The sequence below is a fragment of the Psychromonas sp. KJ10-2 genome, from assembly GCF_047323255.1.
In the GTDB taxonomy this organism is placed as follows: domain Bacteria; phylum Pseudomonadota; class Gammaproteobacteria; order Enterobacterales; family Psychromonadaceae; genus Psychromonas.
The window spans coordinates 3159988-3175336 of the sequence record NZ_CP178827.1; the positions used below are offsets into that span (position 1 = coordinate 3159988).

At 39.1% G+C, this 15349-nt stretch carries 15 protein-coding genes and 2 pseudogenes; all 17 read left to right on the forward strand.

What is annotated here, in order from left to right; genetic code table 11:
• Positions 1-8 precede the first annotated feature (8 nt).
• Positions 9-1987 (forward strand): annotated as a pseudogene (locus ACLKL2_RS15445) (heme lyase CcmF/NrfE family subunit).
• Positions 1980-2522 (forward strand): DsbE family thiol:disulfide interchange protein, encoded by a 543-nt coding sequence (locus ACLKL2_RS15450; protein WP_413692396.1) that lies wholly within the window; start codon positions 1980-1982, stop codon positions 2520-2522. The pseudogene ACLKL2_RS15445 and the gene ACLKL2_RS15450 overlap by 8 nt, the downstream one beginning before the upstream one ends.
• Positions 2519-3010 (forward strand): cytochrome c-type biogenesis protein, encoded by a 492-nt coding sequence (locus ACLKL2_RS15455; RefSeq protein WP_413692397.1) that lies wholly within the window; start codon positions 2519-2521, stop codon positions 3008-3010. The genes ACLKL2_RS15450 and ACLKL2_RS15455 overlap by 4 nt, the downstream gene beginning before the upstream one ends.
• Positions 3007-3324, forward strand: coding sequence for a c-type cytochrome biogenesis protein CcmI (gene ccmI / locus ACLKL2_RS15460; RefSeq protein ID WP_413692398.1), 318 nt, complete (start codon positions 3007-3009; stop codon positions 3322-3324). Before ACLKL2_RS15455 ends, ccmI begins: the two co-directional genes overlap by 4 nt.
• A complete protein-coding gene (locus ACLKL2_RS15465) occupies positions 3285-3806 on the forward strand; it encodes a tetratricopeptide repeat protein (protein ID WP_413692399.1) in 522 nt (173 codons plus the stop codon). Before ccmI ends, ACLKL2_RS15465 begins: the two co-directional genes overlap by 40 nt.
• 121 nt (positions 3807-3927) lie before the next feature.
• Entirely contained in the window at positions 3928-4245 is a 318-nt protein-coding gene (locus ACLKL2_RS15470) for a c-type cytochrome biogenesis protein CcmI/CycH (RefSeq protein WP_425475323.1), read from the forward strand.
• A gap of 29 nt (positions 4246-4274) precedes the next feature.
• Complete coding sequence (locus ACLKL2_RS15475) at positions 4275-5051, forward strand: MlaA family lipoprotein (protein ID WP_113817977.1); 777 nt, start codon at positions 4275-4277, stop codon at positions 5049-5051.
• A 60-nt stretch (positions 5052-5111) separates the two neighbouring features.
• The gene (gene cmk / locus ACLKL2_RS15480) at positions 5112-5798 is read left to right on the forward strand and encodes a (d)CMP kinase (protein WP_413692401.1); all 687 of its coding nucleotides are present in this window, start codon (positions 5112-5114) and stop codon (positions 5796-5798) included.
• A gap of 103 nt (positions 5799-5901) precedes the next feature.
• Positions 5902-7573, forward strand: a pseudogene (rpsA, locus tag ACLKL2_RS15485) (30S ribosomal protein S1).
• Positions 7574-7656: 83 nt separating this feature from the next.
• A complete protein-coding gene (gene ihfB / locus ACLKL2_RS15490) occupies positions 7657-7944 on the forward strand; it encodes an integration host factor subunit beta (protein WP_413692402.1) in 288 nt (95 codons plus the stop codon).
• Between the two features lie 183 nt (positions 7945-8127).
• Complete coding sequence (locus ACLKL2_RS15495; protein WP_113817973.1) at positions 8128-8415, forward strand: LapA family protein; 288 nt, start codon at positions 8128-8130, stop codon at positions 8413-8415.
• 6 nt (positions 8416-8421) lie between these two features.
• Positions 8422-9594 (forward strand): lipopolysaccharide assembly protein LapB, encoded by a 1173-nt coding sequence (lapB, locus tag ACLKL2_RS15500; RefSeq protein WP_413692403.1) that lies wholly within the window; start codon positions 8422-8424, stop codon positions 9592-9594.
• A 48-nt stretch (positions 9595-9642) separates the two neighbouring features.
• On the forward strand, positions 9643-10347 hold the full coding sequence (gene pyrF / locus ACLKL2_RS15505) for an orotidine-5'-phosphate decarboxylase (RefSeq protein WP_113817971.1): 705 nt from the start codon (positions 9643-9645) through the stop codon (positions 10345-10347).
• Between the two features lie 28 nt (positions 10348-10375).
• A complete protein-coding gene (locus ACLKL2_RS15510) occupies positions 10376-11062 on the forward strand; it encodes a MaoC family dehydratase (protein ID WP_413692404.1) in 687 nt (228 codons plus the stop codon).
• 298 nt (positions 11063-11360) lie between these two features.
• Entirely contained in the window at positions 11361-13028 is a 1668-nt protein-coding gene (locus ACLKL2_RS15515) for a flagellin (protein WP_113817969.1), read from the forward strand.
• 92 nt (positions 13029-13120) lie between these two features.
• Complete coding sequence (locus ACLKL2_RS15520) at positions 13121-13501, forward strand: flagellar protein FlaG (RefSeq protein WP_413692405.1); 381 nt, start codon at positions 13121-13123, stop codon at positions 13499-13501.
• 179 nt (positions 13502-13680) lie between these two features.
• On the forward strand, positions 13681-15267 hold the full coding sequence (fliD, locus tag ACLKL2_RS15525; protein WP_413692406.1) for a flagellar filament capping protein FliD: 1587 nt from the start codon (positions 13681-13683) through the stop codon (positions 15265-15267).
• The last annotated feature ends 82 nt before the right edge of the window (positions 15268-15349 follow it).

Here is a 15349-nt window from a genome sequence, read left to right on the forward strand (position 1 = left end):
CGAGATAGATGCTTCCTGAGATAGGTCAATTCTCTTTAATATTGGCATGTGTATTGTCGTTATTACAAACGGTTTATCCATTGTATGGTGTGCAAACTGGTCACCAAGGTGCAATTCGCAGTGCTAAAATGTTCACTATTTTACAGTTTATTGCAGTGGCAAGCTCCTTTGTTATTTTAGCTTACTTGTTTTTAATTAATGATTTTAGTGTGACTTATATTGCCACTAACTCTAATTCTGCTTTACCTTGGTATTATCGATTATCTGCCGTTTGGGGCGCGCATGAAGGCTCGTTATTGTTGTGGGTTTTTCTATTAGCAACCTGGAGTATTGCCGTTGCATTAATGAGTAAAAACTTACCTGTTGAGTCGATAGCGCGTGTACTGGCGGTGTTAGGTTTATTAGCTTTTGGTTTCTATCTGTTTGTTATCCTGACTTCTAATCCTTTTGAGCGAACGCTACCTTACTTCCCAATTGATGGGCGTGATTTAAATCCGTTACTGCAAGATTTTGGTTTAGTGATCCATCCGCCAATGTTGTATATGGGGTATGTGGGCTTTTCTGTCGCCTTTGCTTTTGCCGTTGCAGCTTTATTAGAAGGGCGTTTAGATAGCGCTTGGGCGAAATGGTCTCGCCCTTGGACCATGGCAGCTTGGATGTTCTTAACTGTAGGTATTGCATTAGGCAGCTGGTGGGCTTATTACGAATTAGGTTGGGGTGGCTGGTGGTTTTGGGATCCCGTTGAAAATGCCTCCTTTATGCCCTGGTTAGCCGGAACTGCCTTGATTCATTCTCTAGCAGTGAGTGAGAAGCGAGGTGTTTTTAAATCGTGGACGGTCTTGTTAGCGTTAAGCGCATTCTCATTGAGTTTATTAGGGACTTTCCTTGTACGTTCAGGAGTGCTTGTATCAGTACATGCCTTTGCAAGTGATCCTACTCGGGGTTATTTATTCTTGGCTTCTTGATCTTGGTGATTGGTGGCGCATTACTCTTGTATGCGGTACAAGCATCTAAGGTGAAAAGTCGTGGCCGTTATGAATTAGCATCGCGTGAGAGTTTATTATTATTGAATAATATTTTTCTGATCGCGGCATTAATTGTGGTGTTATTAGGTACCTTATTGCCTTTGGTACACAAAGAAATTGGGCTAGGGAGCATCTCTATCGGAGAACCTTTCTTTAATCGCATGTTTGCCATTTTGATTGTGCCCTTTGCGTTATTTCTTGGGGTAGGCTCTTTGTTCCGCTGGAAGCGTCAAAAGTTAGGTGAATTAGTGAAACCTCTCTTGGCCATTCTATTATTGAGCATAGCTTCGAGTTTGATTTTTCTTTTTGTCTTTGCGCCAGCGTTAACCTGGTTAGCTATGTTAGGGGCATTTTTAGGTTTTTGGATCATAGTGAGTGTGGTGTATGAAATTTATTTACGCTCTACTCATCGTCACCGTTTTATTTCAGGTATTACTAAATTAGGCAATAGTCACTGGGCAATGAGCTTAGGGCATCTTGGGTTAGCTGTGATGATCATTGGTATCACCATGACGCAAAACTATTCCATTGAAAAAGATGTAAAACTAGCGACTGGTGAGCATATTACATTTGAACATTATGACTTTCACTTTGATCAAATTAATGCACTTAACGGAGAAAATTATGTAGGTACGGTAGGCACTTTTTCAGTCACTCATGACCAACAACAAGTAGCTGTGATGCATGCAGAGAAACGTATCTATACGGTGCAGCGTATGCCGATGACCGAAGCAGCCATTGATGCTGGTTTTATTAGAGATCTTTATATCGCCATGGGGGAGCAACTACCTGATGGTGCTTGGGCTGTCCGTATCTATTATAAACCCTTTATTCGTTGGATTTGGTTAGGGCCATTAATTATGGCATTTGCGGGGTTATTAATGATTTGTGATAAACGATACCGCACTAAAAAACCAGCAATCATAGAACCAAAGCATAACAGTGGAGAACAAAATGCTTAACAAACGTCGGATATTTATGTTGTTAGTGCCTTTTGTTATTTTTATTATTGGCGCTATCTTCTTAGCGACGCCCTTATTAAAAGGCAGTGATCCTAGTAAATTAGAATCTGCATTAATTGGGCAACCTGTGCCTAAGTTTACTTTGCAGGATATTTTTAATCAGAATAAACAATACAATGCGGATATTTTCAAAGGTCAGAAAATGTTACTTAATGTTTGGGCGACTTGGTGTCCAACATGCTACGCAGAGCATACCTATTTGAATAAACTCGCTAATCAAGGTTTATATATTGTAGGTATGAATTATAAGGATGATCGCCAAAAAGCGATTCGTTGGTTGAAGGAATTGCATAACCCTTATCAAATCAGTTTATTTGATAAAAGCGGTTTATTAGGATTAGATTTAGGAGTGTATGGCGCGCCTGAAACCTTCTTCATTGATAGCCAAGGCATTATCCGTTATCGTCATGTCGGCGACCTCAATGAACAAGTGTGGAATGATAAGTTGTCTGCTATTTACGAGGAGATGCAATGATTGCTGTTCGTAATATGGCGTTTTACATTGGTTTAATAATATCGATAACTGCGTTGACCAGCTATCCAGCTCGAGCTGCTATTGAGAGCTTTGAATTTGATAATGCACAACAGGAGCAAACTTTCTATGAGTTAACTAAGTTATTACGCTGTCCTAAATGTCAAAATCAGAATATTGCCGACTCTAATGCTGAATTAGCAAAAGATCTTCGTAATAAAGCCTATCAATTAGTGAAGCAGGGGCAAACCAAAGAGCAAGTTGTCGATTATATGGTGACTCGATTTGGTAACTTTGTTCGCTACGATCCTCCGTTGACACCTGCGACTATTTTTCTTTGGCTAGGCCCGTTACTTTTTGTCATGGGTGGTGTGTTTATTTTAGTGAAACAGGTGAAAACTCAAACAGGTAAAAAGCAAGCTTTAGCCCCACAGGAGAAACAAAAATTAGCCTCATTATTAGCGCAACATGATAGGGATTCAGAGCGATGATCACTCAGCTTGTTATTGCGATTGCCTTAATGTTATTGCTGTTTTCAATATTGATACTATTACCTTTTATCGCTAACAGAAAAAGCCATCTTGACCAACGACGTCGTAATCAACTAAACCATGACTTATATGATATCCGTTTAAAAGAGGTTGAAGCTGACTTAGCGCGAGGGGTAGTCTCTGATCAACAAAGCATAGTGGCTGAATTACAATATAATTTATTGGATGACATCGATGAACAGCCTCAGTTAAAAAATAATAATAATAAGATTCTGTGGTTACCTGGAATAATTTTTTTCTCGTCGCTAGTTTAGCCTTATATTGGTCTGTAGGCTCTTTTCAACAGGTTAACGATTGGCAACAAACATTGCAGCGTTATCCTGATGTTTATCAAAAGTTATTTGAGGAAAATGCACCTGAACCAGAACAACAGGATCTACAGGATCTGATGACCGGATTACGTGTTCACCTTGTTGAACAACCTGATGATTTAAAAGGCTGGCTGTTATACAGCCGTCTTGGCACTATTTTTAATGATGCAGAAATAGCGATTGCAGCAATGGATAAAGCACTCGCCCTTGACCCCGACAATGTTGAAGTAGCCCTAGAGTCGATTGAATTAAAAATGAAAATCGGTGACCAATATGAAAAGACTACTGCAGAATTAGCGCTGAAACGTTTTTGCAACGTAATCCTGAAAACTATCAAGCGTGGTCTTTGTATGGGCTTATCGCCTTACAGCAGGAAGACTTTGAAGCAGCCATTAAACGTTGGCAAACCGTGTTACCTTTATTGAATGATAGTAGTGGTGAACAAGCGCGAGTATTGAGTAATAGTATTGCCTACGCACAACAACAATTAGCGCTGCAAAAACAAAAAATAACCCAGTAAGTGCAACTGCACAATATCAAGTCAGTATTACACTGGCAAAACAGGTATCATACACACCTGATAGTAAGCTTTTTATATACGCACAAGCGGTGAATGGCTCTGCAATGCCTATTGCTGCTATTAAACTGGATATTGATCACTTTCCAAAACAGGTCATTTTGTCTGATGCAGATGCTATGATCGAAGGCAGTAAATTAAGTGACCATCCGCAATTTATTATCAAAGCGCGTATCACTATCGATGGCACAGCGAGTAAGCAAGCTGGTCAATGGTTTGGAGAAAGTCAAATCATTAACGCAGGGGATACCGCACCTGTGAATATTATTATTAATCAACAATCTTAATTTGTAATTTATTACTTGGATGTAACAATATGTTTAGACGACATTTATTGCCAGCGCTCCTATTAATGTTAGGTAGCAACGCTTTTGCTCAATCTGTTCAGGGCAATAAAGACACTTATATGAGTGACCCCATTGAGCCAGTTAACCGTTTAGTATGGGACTTTAACTATTATGTGTTAGATGATTACATCTATCGCCCTGTAACACAAAGCTATGTGGATTGGGTACCAAAAGCAGGGCGTGAAGCGATCAATAATGCAGTACAAAATCTAGAAGAGCCTTCCACCATAGTGAACAACTTATTACAGCTCGAGTTTCAACATGCAACGGATGCCTTTTTCCGTTTTGCATTTAACTCTACATTTGGTGTGTTAGGGTTATTTGATGTCGCTAAATATGGTGGCGTAGAGCGTCGTAGAGAGAGCTTTAGTAATGTGTTGGGTAACTGGTCAGTACCACAAGGTCCCTATTTAATGGTACCAGTCACTGGGCCAAGTTCACCGCGTATCTTAGTGGGGACAATTGTGGATAACTTGTATTTTCCAACAACCTATTTCACTTGGTGGCAAACGGCAACTATCTGGTTTTTTGATGGCTTGGATGCGCGCTCAAGTGTATTGGGGCAAGAAGCTTTAGTAGAGCAATCTTTGGATTCATATACCTTTGTTAAAGAGGCATTTATTCAATCAAGAAAGAGTGCATTGCATCAAGACAGTAATGAGTTTTTCCGCTTGAAACTGCAGTCAGAGCAGCAACAAGCTCAAGATCAAGCTGATTTAAGTGACTTTTTAGATGAGATAGATTAGTAAAATAGCAGTAAAAAATAGTCAATAAATACATTCGTTAATAAACAAGGTTGGGCGGTAATGTCAGTTTCAAATTTAATCACTATCGATGGTCCAAGTGGCTCAGGGAAAGGTACTGTGTGTCACATTTTAGCCAAAAAACTAAAATGGCATTTATTAGATAGTGGAGCCTTGTATCGCATCCTTGCTTTTGCAGCATTAAAAAAACAGATCCCATTAAATAACGCTGATGCATTAGCGGCACTCGCCTTAACCTTAGATGTCTCTTTTGTTTCTAATGGTAGCGGTGTCGATACATTATTAGGTGATCAAAATATCGGCGATCAATTACGTACCGAAGTGGTAGGACAAGCTGCCTCAGAAGTCGCTTCTATCGAACAAGTCCGAGCTGCTTTATTAGCTCGCCAACAGGCTTTTTTACAAGCACCTGGTTTAATTGCTGACGGCAGAGACATGGGAACCGTGGTGTTTCCAGATGCGCCAGTAAAAATATTCCTTGATGCAAGTGCCGAAGAACGAGCGCAACGCCGTTTTAACCAGTTGCAAGACAAGGGTTTTAATGTTAGCATCGCGCAAATTTTAAGCGAAATTAAAGAGCGTGATTATCGCGACCGTAACCGAGCTGTTGCTCCCTTACGACCTGCCGATGATGCATTTGTGATTGATTCGACTTCATTAACGATTGATGAAGTGGTTGAGCAAATACTCAACTTAACGGCGCTAAAATTAAAAATTGCAACTGAATAATCAGTTGCGTACTAAAACTGCTTCACGGATGAAGTGGTAATCTTTCTTGCCTCCCATACGAATGGACTGTATGTGGTTGTATAAAATAAGTGTGAATAAATAGATGATGGAATCTTTTGCTGAACTATTTGAAGAATCTCTTCAACAAGTAGAAACTCGCCCAGGTACAATTGTTAAAGGTACAATCGTACGTATTAGCAACAACTTAGTATTCGTTGATGCAGGTCTTAAATCTGAAGCTGCTATCCCAGTTGAAGAGTTCAAGAACGCTGCTGGCGAAGTTGAAGTTGAAGTTGGCGATGTTTGTGATGTAGCGTTAGACGCTGTAGAAGACGGTTTCGGTGAAACTAAACTTTCTCGCGAAAAAGCTAAACGTCACGAAGCTTGGGATCCAATTAGAGAAAGCGTACGAAGACCAAGAAACAGTTATCGGTGTTATTAACGGTAAAGTTAAAGGTGGTTTCACTGTTGAACTAAACGGTATCCGTGCTTTCCTACCTGGTTCATTAGTTGACGTACGTCCAGTACGTGACACTGCTCACCTTGAAAACAAAGATATTGAATTCAAAGTGATCAAGCTAGACCAAAAACGCAACAACGTTGTTGTATCTCGTCGTGCTGTTATCGAAACTGAAAACAGTGTTGAACGTGATGAGCTTCTTGAGAACCTACAAGAAGGTCAAGAAGTTAAAGGTATCGTTAAGAACCTAACTGACTACGGTGCTTTCGTAGACTTAGGTGGTGTAGACGGCCCATTACATATCACAGATATGGCTTGGAAACGCGTTAAGCACCCAAGTGAAATCGTAACTGTTGGTGAAGAAATCAACGTTAAAATCCTTAAGTTTGACCGTGAGCGCACTCGTGTTTCTCTAGGTCTTAAGCAATTAGGTGAAGATCCATGGGTTGCAATCGCTAAGCGTTACCCAGAATCAACTCGTCTAACTGGTAAAGTGACAAACTTAACTGATTACGGTTGTTTCGTAGAAATTGAAGAAGGCGTAGAAGGTCTTGTTCACGTTTCTGAAATGGATTGGACTAATAAAAACATCCACCCATCTAAAGTTGTTAACTTAGGTGATATGGCTGAAGTTATGGTTCTAGATATCGATGAAGAACGTCGTCGTATCTCTCTAGGTCTTAAGCAATGTAAAGCTAACCCGTGGGAAGAGTTCTCTTCAACACACGATAAAGGACAAAAAGTTTCTGGTAAGATTAAATCTATCACTGACTTCGGTATCTTCATCGGTCTTGACGGTAACATCGACGGTCTAGTTCACCTTTCTGACATCAGTTGGGAAGTTGAAGGCGAAAAAGCTGTACTTGACTACAAAAAAGGCGACGAAATCGAAGCTGTTGTATTACAAGTTGACCCAGAGCGCGAACGTATCTCTCTAGGTATCAAGCAAATCGCTGCTGACCCATTCAATAACTACCTAGCAGAATTCAAGAAAGGTGCTATCGTTACTGGTACTATCTCTGAAGTTGATGCTAAGGGTGCTACAGTTACTCTTACTGAAGGCGTTGAAGGTTACATCCGTGTTGCAGATATCTCACGTGACCGTATCGAAGATGCATCTACAGTATTAAAAGCTGGTGAGTCTGTTGAAGCTAAATACGTAGGTGTTGATCGTAAAAACCGCGTAATCAGCCTATCTATCAAAGCGAAAGATGAAGCAGATGAGAAAGATGCTATCGATAGCTTGAAGCAACAAGACGAAGCAAGCATGGGTAATGCAATGCTAGACGCGTTTAACGCTGCTAAAGGTAAATAATTAAATGTGGCTGGCAACAGCCACGTTTAAAGCATTAACCTGGAGTCTGTTTTAATTTGTATTCAAATAATACGAGGTAAGTTATGACTAAGTCTGATCTAATCGAAAGACTAACCAGCAAACACTTTCAATTGTCGGTTAAGGAAGTTGAAGATAGTGTGAGAGAAACGTTGACACTGATGACTAATTCTTTGGCTTCTGGCGAAAGAATTGAAGTACGAGGTTTTGGCAGTTTTTCTTTACATTATCGTGCCCCACGTATCGGCCGTAATCCTAAAACAGGTGATAAGGTTGAACTGGGTGGTAAATATGTTCCCCATTTTAAACCGAGTAAAGCGTTGAGAGAACGTGTTAATGCGTTAAATACCTAGATATACAAATGGTGCCGAAAGGCACCATTTTTTTACCTGTCTATTATTACCTGCTTTAATTGCCCAACTGTATTAAATTGATCACTATCTGCGTCGATAATCATAAACGATGCATATCAATGATTTATTCCCTGAATGATTTATAATACACTCAGTACATCTTGTTCTTGTGTGGGTATCAGTATGAAAAGATTTCTAACTATATTAATCACAGTGATATTTTTTATTGTTGTGATTGTGTTGGGTTTACAAAACCAACAACTTGTTACATTTAATTATCTTATTGCGCAAAATGAATTACGCTTATCAACCTTAGCAGCGATTATATTCTCCTTTGGTTTTGTTATTGCTCTGGGTTTAGGTAGCTATTTCCACTTGGCGTTAAAAATGAAATGCCGTCAATTAAATAAATTGAATATAAAGCAGCGTAGAGAGTTAAATGATTTACGCGACCGTATCGAAAAAGATTAATTCTTAGTGCAAGAAATATTCTTCCTCCTACTCCTGGTAGCAGCCTTTTATGGTTGGTACATGGGTGTGCGCAGCGTTTATCAAAAGAAACAAAAAAAGGGTAATCAGCTAAGCAGGGAGTATGTGCAAGGCTTAAACTTCCTACTCAATGAACAACCGGATAAAGCGGTTGATCACTTTATTGCTTTGCTTGATGTTGATGATGAAACCATTGAAACCCACCTTGCTTTGGGTAATTTATTTCGCCAAAACGGCGAAGTAGATCGCGCAATTCGTATCCACCAAAACTTAATTGCAAGACCCTCTTTAACCCTTGAGCAACGTGATTTAGCGATGTTGCAACTGGGTAAAGATTTTTATCAATCTGGTTTATTTGATCGAAGTGAAGAAACCTTTATTCAACTTAAAGAGTCACCAGAATACAGACAAGTCGCATTAGAAAATTTATTACTTATTTATCAACAGTTAAAAGATTGGCAAGAAGCGATTAACTGTACTGAGCAAATGGATAAAGTAGGTAAGTCGCAAGCTAAACCAAGAACATTATCTTACTTATATTGTAGTCTGGCTGATCAGATGCAAAAACCAGAGCAGCAAAAGCAAGCAATTAAGTTATATCAAAAAGCTTTAACGACTTTTCCTAAGTGTATTCGTGCTTGTTTAGCGATGGCTGATTACTATGAGAAAAATCAGCAGCTAGATAAAGCACTACAGATGTTAGAGCAGGTACCTGAGTTAGATATCGACTTTACTGAAGTGATTTTAGAAAGGTTATATACCTTACACAAACAAGCTAATACTGAACAAGATCTAATGCACTATTTGAAACGTATTATTCAATTAGGTGCAGGCGCTAGCGCGGTTATTATGTTGGCTAAATTGATCGCTGAATTTGAAAGTATTGAGCAAGCACAAAGCTTTATGTTACAAGAATTACGTCGCAACCCAACTATGAAAGGTTTTAATCACTTGATGACCTATCATTTGAGTTTAGCGCAATCGGATAATGAAAAAGAGAGCCTACTATTTTTACATAAACTAGTGAGTGAGCAGATCACTTTTAGGCCTCAATATCGCTGTCAAAAATGTGGTTACTCCACTAAAAAGTTATTTTGGCAGTGTCCATCCTGTAAAAGTTGGGGGCGTATTAAACCCATTAGAGGATTGGATGGCGAATAAATTTTTTAAGAATGATCAGGTTAATTAACCCCGCAGATAGGAAGAGAGATGAGTCAACTAGTCGACCCAAAAGTTGTTATTGCTTTAGATTATGATAACAAAGCGCAAGCACTTGCTTTTATAGAGCAGTTAGATCCTACCACTTGTCGTTTAAAAATCGGCAAAGAGATGTTCACACATTTTGGTCCTGAATTTGTGCAGTTATTAGTCGCTAAAGGGTTTGATATATTTCTTGATCTAAAATTCCATGATATTCCAAATACCGTGGCTAAAGCAGTAAAAGCAGCTGCGGACTTAGGGGTGTGGATGGTTAATGTTCATGCCAGTGGCGGTCGCCGAATGATGGAAGCTGCAAAAGCGATCTTAGAACCATATGGCGATAAAGCGCCGCTATTAATTGCTGTGACAGTATTAACTAGTATGGATCAAAGTGACCTAATAGAATTAGGTATTGAGCTAACACCGGCAGAGCAAGTTAAACGCTTAGCCCTATTGACTAAGTCTTCTGGTTTAGATGGTGTGGTATGTTCATCGCACGAGGCAGAAGAGTTAAAAGCACTACTGGGTAAAGAGTTTAAACTAGTTACACCAGGCATTCGTCCTGCAGGAAGTGATGCAGGTGACCAGCGTCGTATTAAAACACCTAAACAAGCGATCGAGAGTGGTTCTGACTACTTAGTCATTGGTCGTCCTATTACACAAGCTGATAACCCAGTAGCTGTACTACATGATATTAACGATTCATTAAAATAATAAAAATCGTTAAGGAAGCTTAAGCTTTATGAAAAAAATCGATATGAATAAGTACAAAGCAGATTTTATGCAAAAATTTGCTTTTGATTTTAAGCAATGGATGTCACCAGCAATTCGTGACTATTATGCGTTATTTCTTAAAACAACTCATTATAAAAGAGCGCACCTATTAGCTTGGATCAAAGAGTATTCGGTTTTAGAAAATGGACGTTCTGTGCAAGTTGCACAACAACCAATACAAGTTTCAGCAGAAGCGCGTGAACTATTTTTATGCTTACAATCAAAAATAGGGGAAGAGGTACATGTTGGTGAGTGGTTGACTATTACTCAGGATAAAGTCGATCAATTTGCTAATGTGACTGGCGATCACCAGTGGTTACATAATGATGTTGAGCGAGCAAAAGTAGATTCTCCTTTTAAAACTACTATTGCCCATGGTTTTTTAACCTTGTCGTTATTACCTTATTTAACCGATAGTGTTGACCCTGAGCGTCCAGCTTATGCGAATGCAAAAATGACGGTTAACTATGGATTGAATCAAGTGCGCTTTCCCTATCCGGTTAAAACCGGTTCAGTGATTCGAGCGCATAGCCGTTTAATTAAAGTTTCTCCTATTAAACGTGGCCTTGAGATCGAAAAAGAGATCTCCGTAGAGATCCAAGGAACACGTCGTCCTGGCTGTGTTGCTGTTTCTGTGGTTCGAGTTTACTTTTAATTCAATTAGTTAGAGTTTTAAACTTATATATAAGGCGTTGGATCTAATGATTCAACGCCTTTTTTTATGGGAAAATTAATTAGATAAAAGTGCTAAAGATCTTTTTTCTTCGGTCGATATAGTAATTAAGTCTGAACATTGACTGCTTTAACAAGGAACCGTTAACAGAAAGTAATTAATGATAATCAAGGAAAAACATTAAAGTTATTTTTTAAGCGGTCGATAAAACACTATGACAAACAATTACAACTAACTTCATTATTATGAATTTAAAAAGATATAAACCAAGGAGCTCATCATGGCATCAGTAGTAAACACAAATGTAATGTCGCTTAATGCACAACGTCAATTAGGCAAAACGCAAGCAGCATCAAACCAAGCAATGGAACGTTTATCTTCTGGTTTGCGTATTAACAGCGCAAAAGATGACGCTGCTGGCTTAGCAATTTCAACGGGAATGAATTCTCAAATTAAAGGTTTAACTCAAGCGGTTCGTAACTCGAATGACGGTATCTCAATGGCGCAAACTGCAGAGGGTGCGATGGATGAGATGACTAACATCTTACAACGTATGCGTGAACTATCAGTGCAATCTGCCAATGATACAAATTCATCATCTAACCGTCAGGCAATCCAAGAAGAAGTTGATCAACTACATGATGAGCTTGACCGTATTGCTACCACGACTGAGTTCAATGGTAGAAAAATTTTAGATGGTTCTGGCGGTTCTGCAACATTACAGATTGGTGCTAACGAAGGTCAAACATTAAGTTTCTCTATCGATTCAGTATCAACCAATGACCTTGGTCTAAATGGTGGTTTAAACAAAGGTGAATTAAACGGTGGCCGTGTAAGTGGTGCTACAACTGGTACTGCTGGTGAAATGTTAGTAAATGGTGTTGATATTCCAGCATCTGAAAGTGGTTCAGCAACTGATATTGCTAAAGCAATTAACCTTAAAACAGCTGAAACGGGTGTTAGTGCAAGTGCCTATAACGTTATTCAAGGTAGTGATGAAAGTACCACAGTAACGGGTGTGACTAATGGTATGACTATCCAAGTAGGTACTGGTAGTGCAGTGACACTTGGAGCGACATCTTCAATGGATAGCTTAGTTGAAACAATCAACCGTGATGTAGCTGGCGTAACCGCTTCACTGGGTGATAAAGGTGAGTTAATCATGACTAACGACACAGGTGAAGATATCATCGTGGGTGGTGGTCAAGCAGCTTCAACGGGTGTAACTGACGGTACTTACACGGGTTACATTGCTTTAGATAGTGCTGATGATAGAGCTATCTCTGTTACTGGTACAGCAACGGCTAACGCTGGTTTTACTGTCGCTAATGGTGCTGATTCAATTACTGGTGGAGTAGCAACAACAGCTAACATCACTGAAGCAGATAAATTACAAATCAATGGAGTTGATATTGGCCCTGCAACACTTGCTACAGATGCGGATGTAATTGCACATATTAACTCTTACTCTGATCAAACCGGTGTCACTATTTCAGGTACAGCAGCTGCAGGTTACCAATTCTCTGCCGACGACGGTGTTGGTATTGAAGTAACATCAAGTGCTTCTACACAAGCTGGACGTACTGCTGCACTAACAACTTTAGGTATGCAGAGTGAAATGGGTGGTAAAGTAATTGATAGCCTAGGTACTAATGTATCGACAATGAATAGTGCTTCAAATACGATCACTAAAGTGGATGATGCATTATCTAAAATCAGTTCTTCACGAGCTGGATTAGGTGCGATTCAAAACCGTTTAGATTCAACTATCTCTAACTTAGAAAATGTTTCTCAAAACTTGTCTGCATCTAACTCTCGTATCCAAGATGCTGACTTTGCTTCAGAAACATCTAATATGAGTAAAGCGCAGATTCTACAACAAGCAGGTACTTCAATGCTTTCACAAGCTAACTCATCTGCTCAAAGTGTATTATCACTACTTGGTTAATCCATTAGGATGGCTACTAAGTAATTGATTTAATAGCCTCCTATATATTAGGGGGCTTTATTGCTTATTTGATACGATAAAAGAGGTTGATTATGTCAGAGCTCAATAGCGTGAACCCAACAATGGGATATCAAACATCCAATATAGATAAACCAATTTCGTCTGTTAATCAGGTAATGGATAGCTTAACTCAAAATATTAGAGGAGAAAAAGAATTTACTCCTGAACCAGATACTTCTGTTTCATTAAGTGCAGAAGAGATAACGCAAACAGTACAAGAGATGAATGAATTTTTGCATGATATGAAACGTAACTTATCATTTTCAGTAGATGATGAATTAGGAAAAAGTGTCATTATTGTAAAAGATTCAGATAGTGATGAAGTGATTCGACAAATTCCCTCTGAGGAGTTAGTTGTGTTACGTAAAAAAATGGATGATGTAGCAGGTATTTTATTTGATACTAAGGTTTAATATCTGTTTTTTGCAAATCAAATAATGTGTTACTGACCATTACTTAATAAAAATGATAATAAAGTTTAATATAACACGGTATTTTATGGGCATTTAAAGACTATTATGGCTTATATTTTGCTTACAACTTAGGTTAGCAGGTTAATATAAAGTAACATACAGAGTAATAAGGAACAGCAATGACATCGATTACATCAACTGGCTTAGGGTCAGGACTTGATATTAATAATATCGTGACTGCCATTGTTGCAGCAGAGAAAGATCCTGCAGCTGCCTCCATATTAGCTGACACCACAGAAGCCACTGAAAAAATCTCCGCTTTTGGCACCATCAACAGTGCGCTATCCGATTTTCAAGACTCTTTTTCAGACCTATCTCGCTCCTCAACTTTTTCTGCAACGAGTGCTAGTAGCAGTGATGAATCGATCCTAACGACAACCCTTGGGATAGGTGCTGAAACAGGCAGTTGGAGTTTTGAAGTTAAACAGCAAGCCAAAGCACAAACCATCGCTTCAGCACCTGATAAATCTTATTCGGAAGCGACTTCACAGGTGGGTACAGGTACCATTAGTTTTAGCTATGGTACGTATAATGATGACGGGACATTCTCCATTAATCCTAATAAACCCGTTGAAAGTCTTACCATTGATTCTGAAAATAACTCACTAGATAAAATGCGAGATGCTATTAATGAAGGGGATTATAGTGTCTCTGCATCATTAATTAATGACGGCAATAATTACCGCTTAGTGTTGATTAATAAAGAAACGGGTGAAGAAAATGCCATGCAGCTCACTGTGGAAGATGATGATGGTATTAATAATGATGCGGTAGGTTTATCTGCCTTTACTTTTACCAGTGACAACAAGAGCATGGAGCAAACTTCCGTTGCACAAAATGCGATAATGGTCATGGATGGTATCGAAATCAGTCGTCCAAGTAATAATATTAAAAATGTGATTGAAGGTGTGACCCTTAATATAGCTGGTGAGACGGAGCCAAATAGTAAAGTATCATTAACGATTGTGCCTGATATGAGCACAGTTGAAGAGCAAATTTATGCCTTTGTTGAAAATTATAATGGCACCGTTAAACAGATGAATGCCTTAAGTACCTACGGTGCAGATGTTCGAAGTAATGGCATTTTAAGTGGTGATTCAACAGTCCGTAATATTAAAGGGCAGATGCGTAATATATTAAATACTAACATTTCACACCTTGAAGGTAGTGTGCGCAGTTTTGCTGATTTAGGTATGTTAACTAATCGTGATGGTACCTTAGCGCTTGATGCTGAAAAGCTGAATAAGATAATGGCTACAGATATGCAAAGTATTGCCGATTTCTTTACCGCTTCAGGTGGAGCTACTGACGCAGAGATTGATTATGAAAGCAAAGGTAGATCCACTGTGCCTGGATCTTATGATATTACTGTGATGCAGCTGGCAAGCAAAGGTGAGTTAAGTGGGACCTCAGCTATTTCCGTGCCATTTAGTATCGATCAAGATAATGATAGTTTTAAAATGCGTTTAGATGGTTATCTATCGGGTGATATTGAACTGACTTCAAAAACCTATGAAAGTATTGAAGAGTTTACTACAGAATTACAATCAAAAATAAACTCAGATCCTAACTTTGTTGAAAATGACTTAAACGTGAGTATTTTGGAAAATGCTGGCGTCATTTCTATCGTCTCCAACGCTTATGGCTCAAGGTCGACCGTGGCGATCACTGAAATAGAAGACCCTGGCTTTTCTCTTCACAGTTAGGGTTAACAGTTGCAGGTGGCACTGCAGGGCAAAACGTAGCAGGTTTAATTGATGGCATAGCGGCAACAGGTCGTGGTCAATT

Bases quoted from the DNA above. Each gene is read 5' to 3' on its own strand.
- fliD (WP_413692406.1), top strand. From the start codon at position 13,681: ATGACATCGATTACATCAACTGGCTTAGGGTCAGGACTTGATATTAAT.
- ihfB (WP_413692402.1), top strand. From the start codon at position 7,657: ATGACTAAGTCTGATCTAATCGAAAGACTAACCAGCAAACACTTTCAA.
- ACLKL2_RS15515 (WP_113817969.1), top strand. From the start codon at position 11,361: ATGGCATCAGTAGTAAACACAAATGTAATGTCGCTTAATGCACAACGT.
- ACLKL2_RS15475 (WP_113817977.1), top strand. From the start codon at position 4,275: ATGTTTAGACGACATTTATTGCCAGCGCTCCTATTAATGTTAGGTAGC.
- ACLKL2_RS15510 (WP_413692404.1), top strand. From the start codon at position 10,376: ATGAAAAAAATCGATATGAATAAGTACAAAGCAGATTTTATGCAAAAA.
- ACLKL2_RS15455 (WP_413692397.1), top strand. From the start codon at position 2,519: ATGATTGCTGTTCGTAATATGGCGTTTTACATTGGTTTAATAATATCG.
- ACLKL2_RS15520 (WP_413692405.1), top strand. From the start codon at position 13,121: ATGTCAGAGCTCAATAGCGTGAACCCAACAATGGGATATCAAACATCC.
- ACLKL2_RS15495 (WP_113817973.1), top strand. From the start codon at position 8,128: ATGAAAAGATTTCTAACTATATTAATCACAGTGATATTTTTTATTGTT.
- pyrF (WP_113817971.1), top strand. From the start codon at position 9,643: ATGAGTCAACTAGTCGACCCAAAAGTTGTTATTGCTTTAGATTATGAT.
- cmk (WP_413692401.1), top strand. From the start codon at position 5,112: ATGTCAGTTTCAAATTTAATCACTATCGATGGTCCAAGTGGCTCAGGG.
- ACLKL2_RS15450 (WP_413692396.1), top strand. From the start codon at position 1,980: ATGCTTAACAAACGTCGGATATTTATGTTGTTAGTGCCTTTTGTTATT.
- ccmI (WP_413692398.1), top strand. From the start codon at position 3,007: ATGATCACTCAGCTTGTTATTGCGATTGCCTTAATGTTATTGCTGTTT.